The 14,795-nt window shown below is 44.8% G+C and carries 14 protein-coding genes; all 14 read left to right on the top strand.

Annotated features, from left to right (window positions below; all coding sequences use genetic code 11):
- Positions 1-298: 298 nt before the first annotated feature.
- Entirely contained in the window at positions 299-700 is a 402-nt protein-coding gene (locus tag RYO92_RS03180; protein ID WP_304071016.1) for a GtrA family protein, read from the top strand.
- Between the two features lie 12 nt (positions 701-712).
- A complete protein-coding gene (locus RYO92_RS03175; protein WP_315369467.1) occupies positions 713-3,382 on the top strand; it encodes a YfhO family protein in 2,670 nt (889 codons plus the stop codon).
- A 3-nt stretch (positions 3,383-3,385) separates the two neighbouring features.
- Positions 3,386-4,720 carry an argininosuccinate lyase gene (argH, locus tag RYO92_RS03170; RefSeq protein ID WP_315369466.1) on the top strand — a complete coding sequence of 445 codons (1,335 nt, stop codon included), beginning with the start codon at positions 3,386-3,388 and terminating at the stop codon, positions 4,718-4,720.
- Between the two features lie 278 nt (positions 4,721-4,998).
- Positions 4,999-6,243: an argininosuccinate synthase gene (locus tag RYO92_RS03165; protein WP_315369465.1), complete on the top strand. Its 1,245-nt coding sequence runs from the start codon at positions 4,999-5,001 to the stop codon at positions 6,241-6,243.
- A 352-nt stretch (positions 6,244-6,595) separates the two neighbouring features.
- On the top strand, positions 6,596-7,231 hold the full coding sequence (locus RYO92_RS03160) for a cyclodeaminase/cyclohydrolase family protein (RefSeq protein WP_314346617.1): 636 nt from the start codon (positions 6,596-6,598) through the stop codon (positions 7,229-7,231).
- A gap of 39 nt (positions 7,232-7,270) precedes the next feature.
- On the top strand, positions 7,271-8,116 hold the full coding sequence (locus RYO92_RS03155) for a bifunctional 5,10-methylenetetrahydrofolate dehydrogenase/5,10-methenyltetrahydrofolate cyclohydrolase (protein ID WP_315369464.1): 846 nt from the start codon (positions 7,271-7,273) through the stop codon (positions 8,114-8,116).
- Positions 8,117-8,563: 447 nt separating this feature from the next.
- Positions 8,564-9,910: an electron transport complex subunit RsxC gene (rsxC, locus tag RYO92_RS03150; RefSeq protein ID WP_315369463.1), complete on the top strand. Its 1,347-nt coding sequence runs from the start codon at positions 8,564-8,566 to the stop codon at positions 9,908-9,910.
- The gene (locus RYO92_RS03145) at positions 9,911-10,849 is read left to right on the top strand and encodes an RnfABCDGE type electron transport complex subunit D (protein WP_304072185.1); all 939 of its coding nucleotides are present in this window, start codon (positions 9,911-9,913) and stop codon (positions 10,847-10,849) included. It begins immediately after the preceding gene.
- Between the two features lies 1 nt (position 10,850).
- On the top strand, positions 10,851-11,459 hold the full coding sequence (locus RYO92_RS03140; RefSeq protein WP_007157841.1) for an RnfABCDGE type electron transport complex subunit G: 609 nt from the start codon (positions 10,851-10,853) through the stop codon (positions 11,457-11,459).
- 9 nt (positions 11,460-11,468) lie between these two features.
- Complete coding sequence (locus RYO92_RS03135) at positions 11,469-12,179, top strand: electron transport complex subunit E (protein WP_315365388.1); 711 nt, start codon at positions 11,469-11,471, stop codon at positions 12,177-12,179.
- On the top strand, positions 12,176-12,790 hold the full coding sequence (locus RYO92_RS03130) for an electron transport complex protein RnfA (RefSeq protein WP_183683052.1): 615 nt from the start codon (positions 12,176-12,178) through the stop codon (positions 12,788-12,790). The genes RYO92_RS03135 and RYO92_RS03130 overlap by 4 nt, the downstream gene beginning before the upstream one ends.
- A gap of 12 nt (positions 12,791-12,802) precedes the next feature.
- Positions 12,803-13,687: an RnfABCDGE type electron transport complex subunit B gene (locus RYO92_RS03125; protein WP_315271795.1), complete on the top strand. Its 885-nt coding sequence runs from the start codon at positions 12,803-12,805 to the stop codon at positions 13,685-13,687.
- A gap of 373 nt (positions 13,688-14,060) precedes the next feature.
- The gene (locus tag RYO92_RS03120; RefSeq protein WP_314834171.1) at positions 14,061-14,321 is read left to right on the top strand and encodes an AtpZ/AtpI family protein; all 261 of its coding nucleotides are present in this window, start codon (positions 14,061-14,063) and stop codon (positions 14,319-14,321) included.
- A 42-nt stretch (positions 14,322-14,363) separates the two neighbouring features.
- The gene (locus RYO92_RS03115; RefSeq protein WP_315369462.1) at positions 14,364-14,795 is read left to right on the top strand and encodes an ATP synthase subunit I; all 432 of its coding nucleotides are present in this window, start codon (positions 14,364-14,366) and stop codon (positions 14,793-14,795) included.

Below are 14,795 nucleotides of genomic sequence, written 5' to 3'. Positions count from 1 at the left end.
GAGTAGATGGAGAAGTCGGTAAGGAAAGATGGGAGAAAGCTAAAGGCAGTAAGAAAGTAAGGGATACGCAGCTTTACAAAAACAGCGATACAAAAGATACTTATACCAAAAAAGCTTTGGCGCAGGGACAATCTTAGCCCCTGTACCAAAGCTGTTTTTTATAGCGTATTATTTTCTCTTCTTGCCTACAGTATTATTTTCCCGGACTTCCCTATCCCTTCTTGCTTTCCCCTCCCTCTTTTCGTATACTAGGCATGTTCAAAAACTAAGAATAGAATTTAAGGTGTTAAAAAATATAATGAATAAGCAATTATTAGAAAGTATACGATATCTTGTAATGGGGGTTCTCACCACTTTAGTGAATTACGTGATTTACCACGTTCTGGATCTTCTTTTGCAAAAGCAATCAATTTCCCCTTTTTTTTCCTATAAAATATCCTATGGCGTTGCCTTCTTCTTGGCGGTGGTCTTTGCCTACTACGGAAATAAGTTTTTTGTCTTTCAAAAAACGGAAAAGAAGGGAATTCAGGAATTTATTTCTTTCTTTTCCCTGAGGGTGTTTTCCGGCATAGCCAGTTTTTTCCTGCTGGTATTTTTTGTGGATATTTTGCATTTTTCCCATGGACTGGGATGGCTGGGAAGTTCGGTCATTAATCTGGTGGGAAATTACTTTGCCAGCAAATTTTTGATTTTTAAGTAAGGAGAAGATGCTATGAATAAAGAGAGAAGCGCTTTCGAGAAAATCCGTTTGGGAAAGCAGGAAATCATTTCCTTCCTGCTCCCCCTTCTGGCCATGCTGGGGATTTTTGTGGCAAAGGGGGTATTTCCATTTGGAAAAGAAAGCTTTTTGCGTACGGACTTATATCATCAGTACGCTCCCTTTTTTCAGGAATTTCAAAGAAAGCTGCAATCCGGGGAATCTTTACTCTATAGCTTTCATATAGGCCTTGGCAGCAATTTTATTGCTCTGATTGCCTACTATCTGGCCAGCCCTTTGAATTGGTTTATTTTGCTTTTTCCTAAGGGCTTGGTGATTGAGTATGTAAGTTATTTGGTGCTTCTGAAAATTGCACTGACAGGAGCGACGGCTTCCCTGTATTTTCGCTATCATTTTCAGAAAAACAGTCCTTACTTTATTATCTTTGCCTTACTTTATGCCTTATCCGGCTATATCGCGGCCTATTCCTGGAATGTAATGTGGCTGGATTGTGTACTGCTTTTCCCTCTGATTCTTCTGGGCTTGGAGCGAATGATGGAAAGGGGAGAGGTTGGACTGTATACGGTAAGCCTGGCCCTTTCCATTCTTTCCAATTATTACATCAGTATTATGATCTGCCTGTTTTTGGTGGTATATTTTCTGTTCCAATTTTTCTTTATCCTTCGGGAAAGAAGACAGGGGATTTTTCTCATTCTTTTTCGCTTCGGTCTTTATTCCTTCTTGGCCGGGGCAATGGCGGCGGTTTTTCTGCTCCCGGCTTATTTTGCCCTGCGTTTTACCGCTTCTTCCAGCATTTCCTTTCCGAAGACCTTTACCCAATATTTTGGCATCATCGATATGCTGGCCAGACAGTTTGCCTTTGTGGAAACGGAGCAGGGCTTAAAGCATTGGCCTAATATTTATGCCGGAACCTTGCTGCTCTTTTTGTTGCCCCTGTATTACCGAAATCAAAGCATTTCCCTTTCCAGAAAATGCTTTTACGCCATCCTGAGTATTTTCTTCTTTTTAAGCTTTTCCATCAATGTTTTGAATTTTATCTGGCATGGCTTTCATTATCCCAACAGCCTGCCTGCAAGACAGAGCTTTTTATACATTTTCCTGATCCTTACCCAGGGAGCGGAGCTTATGGTGAAACGGAAAGGGAATACGAAAAAGGACTACAGTCTTTCCTTCTTCCTCTGCTTTGTTTTTGCGCTTCTGTGTCAGAAGCTGATTACGGTGGAGGGCTTTCATTGGTCTGTGTTCTATCTGGGCATGCTCTTCAGCTTTTTGTACTATCTTCTCTTCGTGCTGGAGAAAAAAGCATTTACCCCAAGAAGCTTTTTCTATACCTTGCTTGCCCTCTGCTTTATAGAGGCTACGGCAAATATGGCGGTGACCTCCGTGCCCACCACCAATCGGGCGAATTATCTGGAGGGACAGAAGGAAACGGCTACCCTGCTTTCGGAAGTCAAGCTGGAGGATTCCGATTTTTACCGTGTGGATAGGGCGGATCGTAAAACTAAGGATGACGGGGCGCTTATGCAGTATCCCAGTGCCTCTATTTTCTCCTCCACAGCCTACGGGAAAATGTCGGAGGTTTATACTCTCTTAGGAATGGAGGCTTCCACCAACGCTTACGCGATTAACGGGGCCACACCCTTGATGAACAGTCTTCTTTCGGTCAAATATCTGATTACCAAGGAAGAATTGAAGAATGCGGAGGAACAGGGGCTGGCTTATTGGACAGGAGAGGGAGACTATCGTCTTTATGAAAACACCCAAGTTCTACCTGTTGGCTTTGCTTTAAGCGAAGAGGAGCTGAATCAGTGGAATGAAAAGGCGGGAACTCCGGCGCTGGTGCAAAACAGTATTTCCGAATCTATTACAGGGGAAAATGCTTTAGAAACCATTCTTGGTGAAAGAGAAGGAGAGGATTACAGCTTTACTGCTACAGAGGAAGGGCACTATTTTGCCTATGTGAATAACACGAAGGTGGAAGAGGTCAAGGTGCAATTTCCGGAGAGGGAAAAAAGCTATGACCATGTGGATAGAGGATATTTGCTGGATTTAGGCTATCTTTCCGCCGGAACGGAAGTAAAGCTCAGCTCCAAGACGGAGGGGCAGAGCATGGATGCCACCGTATATCGTTTTCATTATGAGGTGCTTTCCGATTTTGTGGAGGCTCTGTCCGGACGAGGATTTAAGCTTGGTAAAATGAATACAAGAACGATAGAAGGTACGGTGCAGGCCAAGGAAGAGGGCAAGATTTTCTTCAGTATTCCTTATGATCCGGGCTGGAAGGTCACGGTAGATGGAAATAAGGTGGAGCCGGAGGCAGTCTTTACAGGATTTTTAGGCGTTCCCGTATCGGAAGGACAGCACACCGTTCGTTTACAATATACGCCGGAGGGTTGGCGATTCGGGCTTTTGCTAAGCTTTACGGCAATCCTTTTCTTCGCGGCATTTCTCTTGATTCGGAAGAAGCTGGGGCCGGCACCAAAAAGCTTGGAGCAGCGTTCCGGGGCAGAGAACCTGCGGGTGAAGATTCCCCATGACAATATTCCCAACGGAAGAAGCCGGAAAAGAGGCCACAGTCCCTATCCGGTAAAGGTTTATACCGGTAGACTTCCCAGAGGAAGAAAACGGGGACTGGAAGTGGAAAAAATGGATGTAAAGGAGTAGCGGATGAAATTATGGGGTGGAAGATTTACGGAAAACGTGGATGAGTTGGCACAGGCCTTCAATGCCTCTCTCCCCTTTGATAAGCGTTTAGCTATGGAAGATTTGGAGGGCTCCCTTGCCCATGTGAAAATGCTTACCAAGGTGGGGGTTCTCACGGAAGAGGAAGGTCGGAAGATCCAAGAGGGATTGGAAGGGATTCGAAAGGATTTAGAGTCCGGGAAGCTTTTGATAGAAGGGGATGCGGAGGATATTCATTCCTTTGTGGAAACGGTTTTAATTCAAAGAATCGGAGAGCTGGGGAAGAAATTGCATACCGGCCGCTCCCGAAATGACCAGGTAGCACTGGACATGCGTCTTTATGTACGGAGAAACAGTGAAGAATGCAGAGGGTATCTGGAGGAATTACTTGCCGTCATTGAAAAACTCATGGAGAAGCATAGAAGAGATATTATGCCGGGCTTTACCCATTTGCAAAAGGCTCAACCAACTACCATCGCTCATCATTTCGGGGCCTACAAGGAAATGTTTTTAAGAGACAGGAGTCGTCTTTTGGACGGAGAGAAGAGAATGAATTTCTCTCCCTTGGGCGCCGGAGCTTTCGGCGGCACCACCTATCCTTTGGACCGGGAAATGGTGGCAAAGGAGCTTGGCTTTACCGCCGCTACGGAAAATTCCATGGATTCCGTTTCGGATCGGGACTATTTGATTGAATATCTATTCTGCCTATCCATGATTAGTATGCATTTATCCAGACTGTGTGAGGAAATCATTCTTTGGAACAGCAACGATTATGGCTACATCCGCTTGTCCGACAAATATTCCACAGGCTCCAGCATTATGCCCCAGAAGAAGAATCCGGATATGGCGGAGTTGATTCGGGGAAAAACCGGAAGAGTTTACGGCAATCTCTTTTCTCTTTTGACCACCATGAAGGGACTGCCTCTGGCCTATAACAAGGATATGCAGGAGGATAAGGAGGTGGCCTTCGACAGTATGGACACCCTGCAATTTTGTCTTCGCGTCATGGCGAAAATGCTGGAAAGCATGGAATTCCGTTTGGAACGCCTTCGGGAAAGCGCGAAAAAGGGCTTCAGCAATGCTACGGATGTGGCAGATTATCTGGTGAAAAAAGGCATGCCCTTCCGTACTGCCCACGGTGTTGTGGGAGAGTTGGTTTTGTACTGTGAGAAGGAAGGAAAGGATTTGGAAGAGCTTTCCTTGGAAGAGTACAGGAAGTTTTCCGATTTAGTGGAAGAAGATATCTATGATGCTATTTCTCTGGAAAGCTGTGTAAAGAACAGGAAGACCAAAGGAGCTCCCGGAGCGCTTTGGGATTAATAAAAAAGAAGATGTAAACGTAAGCTTGTTTGCATCTTCTTTTTTTATTTCCCGGGCTCTGAAAAAAGAATACTTCGGGAACTATCGAAATGAGGAGAAATATTCTCTTGGGAGAAATTATCATTCTCTATGGAGGAATTAATATTCATATAAAAGGAATAATAGTGGATATAAATGAATAAATATGCTTGACATCTGAATAAATATCTATTATTCTAAGCTGGTCTTGAGGGTAGAGCAGCGTTTTTGGAGAAGATGGATTTTTGAAAGGAGTCAATATGGGAAGCATGATACCGGAGGGAAATACCAAGGGGGAGAAGATTATTCTGGCTTATTCCGGAGGTCTGGATACCACTGCCATTATTCCTTGGCTGAAGGAGAATTTTGGCTATAAGGTTGTTTGTGTCTGCGTGGATGTGGGGCAGGAAGAGGAGCTTTCCGACCTTCCGGAACGGGCGAAGCTGTCAGGAGCGGAGAAACTGTATATCGAGCATATTCAGGATGAATTCTGCGAGGAATATGTTCTTCCCTGTATTCAAGCCAATGCCTGCTATGAAAATAAATACCTTTTGGGCACTTCCATGGCTCGTCCGGCTATTGCCAAAAGATTGGTGGAGATTGCCAAGAAGGAGGGGGCTAGCGCCATTTGTCACGGAGCTACCGGAAAGGGTAACGACCAGATTCGTTTTGAGCTAGGCATTAAGGCTTTAGCACCGGAGCTGCATATTCTTGCCCCTTGGCGAATGACAGAGCTTTGGACTTTTCAGTCCAGGGAAGATGAAATGGCATACTGTAAGGGAAAGGGTATTGACCTGGCTTTTGGGAGCCATGAGAATTCCTACAGCAGGGACAGGAATCTTTGGCATATTTCCCATGAAGGCTTAGAGCTGGAGGACCCGGAGACAGAGCCTAATTATGAGCATCTTTTAATGCTCTCCGTAACACCTCAGAAGGCACCGGATCAGGAAACCCCTCTATCCATTACCTGGGAAAAGGGAGTGCCGGTGGCATTGAATGGGAAGAAAATGTCCTTGAAGGAGATGATTGAGGAACTGAATCACCTGGGGGGAAAGAACGGTATCGGCATTGTGGATATTGTGGAGAACCGCGTGGTGGGGATGAAGAGTCGTGGAGTTTACGAAACTCCCGGGGGAACCATTCTTTTGGAAGCCCATAAGCAGTTGGAAGAGCTGATTTTGGATCGGCAGACCATGGAAATGAAGAAAATCGTAGAGGAGAAGTTTTCTCAGGTGGTTTATGAAGGAAAGTGGTTTGCTCCTCTTCGGGAAGCTTTGCAGGCCTTTGTGAAGAGCACCCAGGAGAAGGTATCCGGAGAGACCAAGATGAAGCTTTATAAGGGAAATATCATAAAGGCCGGAACCTCTTCTCCCTATTCTCTTTACAATGCTTCCCTGGCAAGCTTTACCACGGGAGATTTATACGATCATAAGGATGCCGGGGGCTTCATCACCCTTTTCGGACTCCCGGAGCTAGTAAGGGCTTTACAGGAGAAGAAAGCGTAAAAGGAAGTTTTTCATAAGAATAAATTCTTTCCTTCGAAGAATATAAAGCAAAATACTGTGTGAAGGTTCCAAGCCGGTGGAGGAAGACAGCTTGGAACCTTGTTTTGTGTTTAGGCCTGTTCTCCCTGTATCGTGTCCTGTCTTGTTGGCGTCACTCAAGCGATTTGGGCAACCATATTGCATTGAGAAAGCTTGTGTATAACAGAAAGCTTGTGCGAAACGGAAAGCTTGTGTAAAACAGAAAACTTGTATAAAACAGAAATATTATGCTAGTATAAACAGCAAAATTATAGGATATAGGATTGGTATGTTATAGAAGTCCATTAAGGGCCAAGTGCAGGAGGGGAAAGGAATGAAAGAGCAGAAGCAAGAAACCGTTGTTCAGTATTTAGAGGCTCTTTCTTCCAAGAGCCCGATTCCCGGAGGTGGCGGGGCGGCGGCTCTGTCGGCTGCATTTGCCTTTTCTCTGGGCTTGATGGTGGGGAACCTGACATTAGGAAAGAAGAGCTATGCAGACTTTCAGGAAGAACTGGAAGAAATCATGAAATCCCTGGAGGAGGCAAAACAGAAGGCTCTTGCTTTGGAAGCAAAGGATGAAGAGGTTTTCCTGCCTCTGTCAAAGGCATATTCCTTACCCAGAGAAACAGAGGAAGAACAAAAGATTTACAGGGAAACGATGGAGCGCTGTCTTACGGAGGCGTCATTGGTGCCTACAGAGCTTTTGGAGCTATGCTTAGAGAAGCTTCCTTTATTTGCCAGATTACAGGAGAGAGGTTCCCGAATTGCCCTATCGGATGTGGGAGTAGGGGCTGGCTTCCTGAAGACAGCCATGGAAAGTGCCATACTGAATGTATATATCAATACCAAAAGTATGCAGAATCGGGAAATCAAGGCGAAAAGAGAGGCAGTTTGCGATAGGGCAAGAACGGGCATTTCTTCGCTGGAAGAGATTATTCAGACGGTAGAAAATGTGGTAAGAGGAGCTTAAAGACTTAATTTCAAATGGGGAAAGGAGTAGTAAGGAAGTATGGAAGAATTATTGGGAAAACCGGTGGCGGAAGAAATAGAGAAGGAATGTGTGGCCTTTTTGGCGGAGAGACCCGGGGTGATGCCGGCTTTGGCGCTTATCCGTGTAGGAGAAAGGACGGCGGATGTTACCTATGAGAAGGCCATTAAAAAGCGTTTTCTATCCTTCGGATTGGAAGTAAAGAGCTATCAGCTTCCGGCGGATTGCAGCAATGAGCAGTTTCAGGAGGTTATTCAATTTTTAAATGATGATGAAGAGATTCACGGAATTATGATATTTCGTCCCCTTCCCTCTCATTTGGATCAGGAAACAGCCTTCAGAATGATTAAGAGAGAAAAGGATGTGGAAGGGGTCAGCAGAGAGAGCATGGCGGGCTTGATTTTAAAGGATGAAAGTGCCTTTGCGCCCTGCACTGCACAGGCAGTTATGGAAATGTGCCGTTTTTATAAGATTCCCCTGGCGGGAAAGGAAGTTTGCATTTTGGGACGTTCTTTGGTAGTGGGAAGACCCTTGTCCATCCTGATGACCAATGGGGATGCCACGGTAACTCTCTGTCACAGTAAAACGAGTAATATAAAAGAAGTGACCAAGAGAGCGGACGTTTTGGTTTGCTGTATGGGAAAAGCAAAAGCAATAGGCTCTTCTTATTGTAAGGAGGGGGCTACGGTAATCGACGTGGGAACCAACCGGGATGAAAAGGGAAATCTTGTAGGAGATGTGGATTTTGATACTATGGCAACCGTTGCCGAAAAGATTTCTCCGGTGCCAAGAGGCTTGGGCGCTGTAACTACTGCGGTATTGGCCAAGCAGCTTTTGAAAGCCTACCGTTTACAGGAGAAGGGATAAGGAGCTGTAAAAAATCAAAATGATAAATAGATTTTCGGCAATATAGGTCTAAATGAAAGGTAGTCTGAGCCCGTCGGTACTTGCGAAAAACAAGAGAATCGAAGTTTTTCGCTTAGTATCCGCTACGTGGCGAAGCTAGCGAGAGCGTGCCCCGAATTTAGACCTATATTGCTTAGAAAACTATTTTGATTTTTTTTACAGCCCCTTCTTTCTATTTTCAGAAAATTTTTAACAGAAATAGAAAATGAAAGGGAAGTCTTCAAGAGCTAGTGACAAAAATTTGACAAAAAAATTTTTAGCTGATTGTGCAAATATCATAAAAAAAGTAAGAAAATATAGGAGAATTCTATGCACAAAATTCCGTGCATAGGGTTCTCTTTCTTTGTTTTTAAGAATCTTCATAGTATAATAATATTTGTCTATGAAAAGATTTTGGGAGGTATAAAAATGGGTGTTACCACTTTTAAGGGTGGCGTTCATCCCTATGACGGAAAGGAATTGGCAATGGATAAGTCCATTGTTGATTTGCGTCCGGAGGGGTTGATGGTTTATCCACTTTCGCAACACATTGGAGCCCCTGCCAAGCCTTTGGTACAAAAGGGAGATCGGGTTCTTTTAGGACAGAAGATTGCAGAGGCAAACGGCTTTATTTCCGCACCTGTTATTTCTTCTGTGTCAGGTACCGTTAAAGCCATTGAGAAGAGACTGACCGTAGGGGGAGCTATGGTGGAGTCCATTGTGGTGGATAATGATCAACAATATGAATCCATTCCGGGCTTTGGTGATAAAAGAGACTACAAAGCAATGTCTCGGGAAGAAATTGTAAACATCGTAAGAGACGCCGGCATTGTGGGCTTAGGAGGCGCCGGTTTCCCTACTTTTGTAAAGCTTAGTCCGAAAGAAATCGATAAGATTGATTTATTTTTGGTGAATGGTGCGGAGTGTGAGCCTTATCTTACCTCCGATTACAGAGATATGCTGGAGATGCCGGATAAGCTGATCGGCGGCTTACAGGTGGTGCTTTCCCTTTTTCCCAACGCTAAAGGAAAGATTTGCATTGAGGACAACAAGCCTGAAGCCATCAAGCTTTTAACGGAGAAGGTAAAAGGCATGGATAAGATTGAAGTTGTGCCGTTAAGAACCCGTTATCCCCAGGGGGGAGAGCGCCAGCTGATTTATGCAGCCAGCGGAAGAAAGATTAATTCCTCCATGTTGCCTGCGGATGCAGGGGTTGTAGTGGACAATGTAGACACCGTTGTGGCTATTTATGAGGCGGTTTGCGAGTCCAAGCCGTTGGTTAGAAAGATTTTAACAGTAACCGGAGATGCGGTAGCCAGCCCCGGTAATTTCCGTGTGCCCTTAGGAACCAATTATCAGCAGGTGATTTCTGCAGCAGGCGGTTTCTCGGAGGATCCGGAGAAGGTGATTTCCGGAGGTCCCATGATGGGTATGCCGCTTTTCGTGCTGGACATTCCTGTGACCAAGAACTCCAGCTCTATTTTGGCGTTTAAGAAGGATCCGGTGGCGGAAGAAGCGACCACTCCCTGCATTAACTGCGGAAGATGCGTTACTGCCTGCCCGGAGAATTTGATGCCTACCTTGATGATGGTGGCTTCTCTTCAGAAGAACACGGAACGCTTTGAAAAGCTTTACGGTATGGAGTGTATCGAGTGCGGATGCTGTTCCTATGTGTGTCCCGCAAAGCGTCCTTTGACCCAGGGCTTTAAGCAGATGAAGAGAAAAGTAAATGCAGAGAAGAGAGCAAAAGCCGCAAAGGCCCAGGGAGGTAAATAAATGAAACTTTTACATCTTTCTGCGAATCCCCATGTGCGTGACAGGGTGACTTCCGCGGAATTAATGAGAGACGTTGTGATTGCCATGCTTCCCACTGCTATTTACGGTGTTTTACAGTGGGGATTTCACGCTCTATTCGTAGTGGTACTCACCACTTTGATGGCGGTTTTTACAGAGTTTGCTTATCAGAAGGCTATGAAGCTGCCGGTAACAGTGAATGACTGGTCTGCTGCGGTAACCGGTATGATTTTGGCATTAAACTGTCCTCCGGGAATTCCCTATTGGATTCCTATGGTGGGATCCGTGTTTGCCATTATTGTGGTAAAGCAGCTTTATGGAGGCCTGGGAGCCAACTTCATGAACCCGGCTTTAGCGGCTCGTTGCTTCCTCTTGATTTCCTTTGCAGGAAAGATGACTGCTTTCAACAACGCAGGGGCAGACGGAATTGCCACCGCAACCCCTCTTGCAATTTTAAAAACAACTCCGGATGCCAGCATGAATTTGATGGATATGTTTGTGGGAAGAATTCCGGGAACCATCGGAGAGGTATCTAAGATTTGTCTTTTGATCGGTGCTTTATACCTGATTGTTCGGAAGGTTATTTCTCCGAAAATGCCTTTGATTTATATCGGAACCGTAGCGCTGTTTACCCTGATCTTCTCCGGAAGAGGCTTTGATATGCATTATCTGGCTTCCGAAATCTTAGGAGGCGGATTGATTTTCGGTGCCTTTTTTATGCTGACAGACTATGTATCTTCTCCCATTACCCCCAACGGACAGATTGTCTTTGCGGTGCTTGTGGGAATTTTAACCGGATTGTTCCGTCTTTTCGGCGGTTCTGCAGAGGGAGTTTCCTATGCGATTATTTTGAGCAATATTTTGGTACCGACCATCAATAACATGACGATACCGAAGGCATTTGGCAGGGAGGGAAAGTAAGATGAAAAAAGATTCCTTTATGAAAGACGCCTTAGTGCTTACTGCCATTACCTTAATCTCCGGACTGCTTTTAGGCGTGGTATACGGAATGACGAAGGATACCATTGCCAATGCCATTAAAGAAGCAACCAACAAAGCCTACAAGGTGGTTTTGGATGCTGCGGATTATGACAGTGAGGAACTGAAGGATACTTTACAGAAGGCTACCGAAGAAGGAACTTTGGCAACGGATAACGGCGGCGCAGAGCTGACGGATGCTATTGTGGCTAAGGATGCTTCAGGGGAAACTGTAGGATATGTGCTGAAGGGACATGCAGCAGGCTACGGCGGTCCCGTTGTAGTGGTTGTAGGTGTGGATAAAGACTTAAAGGTTACCGGAATTTCTTTCCCGGAAACCTTACCGGAGACGGCAGGTCTTGGACAAAAAGCAACTCTTCCCGAGTTCTACAAGCAGTTTGCCGGGAAAACTACAAAGATTGCCGTGAAAAAAGGCGGCGGTGCAGGAGAGAATGAAATCGATGCGATTTCCGGTGCCACCATTACCAGTACTGCGGTAACCAATACGGTAAATGCATCCACGGAATTTGTGGAAAATTACGTTTTAAAGTAGGAGGGGGAAATGAATAAATACATAGAAAGATTATATAACGGTATTATCAAAGAAAACCCTACCTTCATTATCATGCTGGGAATGTGTCCTACCTTGGCAACCACCACCAGTGCGATAAACGGATTGGGAATGGGATTGTCCACCACAGCGGTATTAATGTTTTCCAATATGCTGATTTCCGCCCTTCGTAAAACTATTCCGGAGCGTATGCGTCTTCCGGGAGAAATCGTGGTAGTAGCATCTTTGGTTACCATTGTTCAGCTTTTGATTCAGGCCTATGTACCGGCTTTATATGAGGCTTTGGGAATTTATATTCCTTTGATTGTAGTTAACTGTATCATTTTAGGAAGAGCGGAGTCCTATGCTTTGTTTAACGGCCCGGCCTTATCCTTCTTTGACGGTCTGGGCATGGGCATCGGCTTCACTTTGGCCTTAACCATTATCGGATCCGTAAGAGAGTTAATCGGTGCAGGAACCATCTTTAACTTCAGATTGATTCCGGAGGCCTACAGCATCAGCATTTTCGTACTGGCTCCCGGTGCCTTCCTGGTTCTTGCGGTTCTTACGGCAATTCAGAACAAGTTGCGTCTTCCTTCCGCAACCAACGGAGATGCTCCGGAGGAATTTGTTTGTGGCGGAAACTGCATGGGCTGCTTCTCCGATTGCAAGGAAAAGGCTCCTGAAAAGAGTGAAGTAGAGAAGAAGGAGGCGGCAGTATGATTGATTTGCTATTGATTGCCATTAAGTATTCCCTGGTTAGTAACGTAGTGCTTTCCCAATTCTTGGGAATCTGTCCTTTCCTTGGTGTGTCTAAGAAGACAGAGTCCTCCAAGGGTATGGGAGGAGCGGTAATCTTCGTTATCGTGATTGCCTCTGTAATCACCCATGGCATCTATGTTGCCTTCTTGGCGGCTTCCAGCCCCCTTTGCAAAGCTTTGGGGCTAACGGATGGTCTGGAGTATCTGAATACCATTGTGTTCATCCTGGTTATTGCGGCACTGGTACAGTTTGTAGAGATGTTCTTAAAGAAGAATGTACCTTCTCTTTATGAGTCTTTGGGAGTATACCTTCCTCTGATTACCACAAACTGTGCGGTATTGGGTGTGGCCTTGAATAATGTTTCTTATGGCTATAATTTTGCCCAGAGCTTAGTTTACGGACTGGGAATTTCCGTAGGTTTTGCTTTAGCATTACTGCTTATGGCAGGAATCCGGGAGAATATCATTGAAGGAAATGATAGAATTCCCCGTTCTTTCCAGGGGTCTCCCATTGTCCTGGTTACCGCAGCCCTTATGGCGATTGCATTCTTCGGCTTTGGCGGATTGATTTAAGGAGGATTGAGTATGAGTCTAATGACAACATTGGTCCTGGTTGCCGCCGGTTTAGTGGGTGCAACAGGTTTGATTTTGGGCGTATTTTTAGGAGTGGCCTCCGAGAAATTCAAAGTAGAGGTTGACGAAACAGAGGCAAAGATTCGCGGGGCACTTCCGGGAAACAACTGTGGTGCCTGCGGATTCCCCGGCTGTGACGGTTGTGCTAAGGCTATGGCATTGGGAGAAGCTCCCGTAACACAGTGTCCGGTTGGAGGAAGTCCTGTAGCGGAGAAAATTGCACAAATCCTTGGTGCCGGAGAGGTATCCATGGACCAGGAAAAAAGGGTTGCTCATGTGCATTGCCAGGGTTCTTGCTCCAAGACAAAGCAGATTGCCAGCTATACGGGAATTGCAGACTGCAATGACTTGGCTGTAGTTCCGGGAGGAACGGAAAAGTCCTGCCCCTATTCCTGCTGTGGCTATGGTTCCTGTGTAAAGGTCTGTGCCTTTGATGCCATTCATGTGGTGGATGGTGTTGCCATTGTGGATAAGGAGAAGTGTACGGCCTGCGGTGCCTGTATCAAGGCCTGTCCCAAGGCGTTGATTTCCTTTGTTCCTTACAAGAAGAAACACATCGTTTCCTGCAAGAATCTTTTGAAGGGCAAGGCGGTGAAGGATAGTTGTTCCATTGGCTGTATTGCCTGTGGAATTTGCGAGAAGAACTGTCCCTTCGATGCCATTCATGTCCTGAATGATTTGGCAGTGATGAATGAAAAATGTACCGATTGCGGTATTTGTGCTCAGAAGTGTCCCACTTCCGCCATTACCGGTAAAAGAGTGAAGAAGGTAGAACCGAAGGAAGCGGTACAGGAAAAGAAGGAAGAAGCTAAGGAAGCTCCCGTTTCCGTAGGATAAATGCAAAAGATATCTTTATCATCATCAAGATATGGCAGAAAAGAGTATTTCATAAGCATAAAGAAATAAACTGAATAAAATTTTTCATAAAACTCTTTTAAAACTTACAAAAGTAGTCGATAAAGTATCTGTTGTGAAAATTTTCATAAAAAAGGAGCTGTCCCGAAAAGACGGATTTAGAAAGAACATTACAGTAAAAAGTGCTAAAAGCAAAAAAGAACTACCATAAAATTTGCTTTTGCTTTGAAAGAAATTGTAAAAGTTTTTTCTTTAACAATATTGTCTATTTCGTAGGGCTAGTGTAGAATCCTTTTTATATGGAAAATGGCAACGGGAATTATCTCGTAAGTGAGCAATCAAGGAGGAGAGCGGCATGAAGGAATGGTCAAAGGCATTCAGAAATCTAACGATTCTGAGTCAGTTTGGATTATCCCTTGCAATGCCGCTTTTATTATGCTTATTTGTGGCATATCAATTAAGAGAGCACTTTCACATTTCTTACTGGATATACCTGCCTGCATTTTTCTTCGGTCTTGCGGCTTCCTTTATGACAGCCTATAAGTTTTACCTGTCTGTCTCCGAGAAAGAGAAGAAGCAAGAGACAAAGGACCGGGCTTTTAACCAACATCGTTAGGAAGCTCCGACTTTAGCTTTTACATTAGAAAGGATAAGAAAAATGAAGGTACAATCTACTGTGAAAAAAGAAACTGTGCAGATTGCTGTGCAGTGCGGAATAGCTTGCCTTGTGCTGCTAATCTGTTTTTTCTTTCTTCATATAGCCAAACCGGAAAAAGTCAGCTTTGACTACAGAGTGATTCTTTCCGCCGTATTGGGAACTTTTGTGGCAGTAATGAATTTTTATCTCATGGGGATTACTGTACAGGAAATTGTCAATACGGAAAATCAGGAGGATGCATATCAGAAGATGAGAGCGTCTTACCGAAACCGTACCATGCTACAGTTGATTTGGATTGTGATAGCGCTAATCGCTCCCATATTTAACGCCGTAGCCGGTATTATTCCCTTACTTTTTCCCGGAGCATTTTTGAGAATTCGAGGGGTACTTTCCTGGAAAAAGAATACGAAAACACAAGGAGGTGAAAACTAG

It is taken from the genome of Oribacterium sinus, assembly GCF_963553175.1.
Classification (GTDB): domain Bacteria; phylum Bacillota; class Clostridia; order Lachnospirales; family Lachnospiraceae; genus Oribacterium; species Oribacterium sinus_B.
Note: the sequence above shows the minus strand (reverse complement) of the source record. Positions and strands in the feature narration are given on the sequence as shown.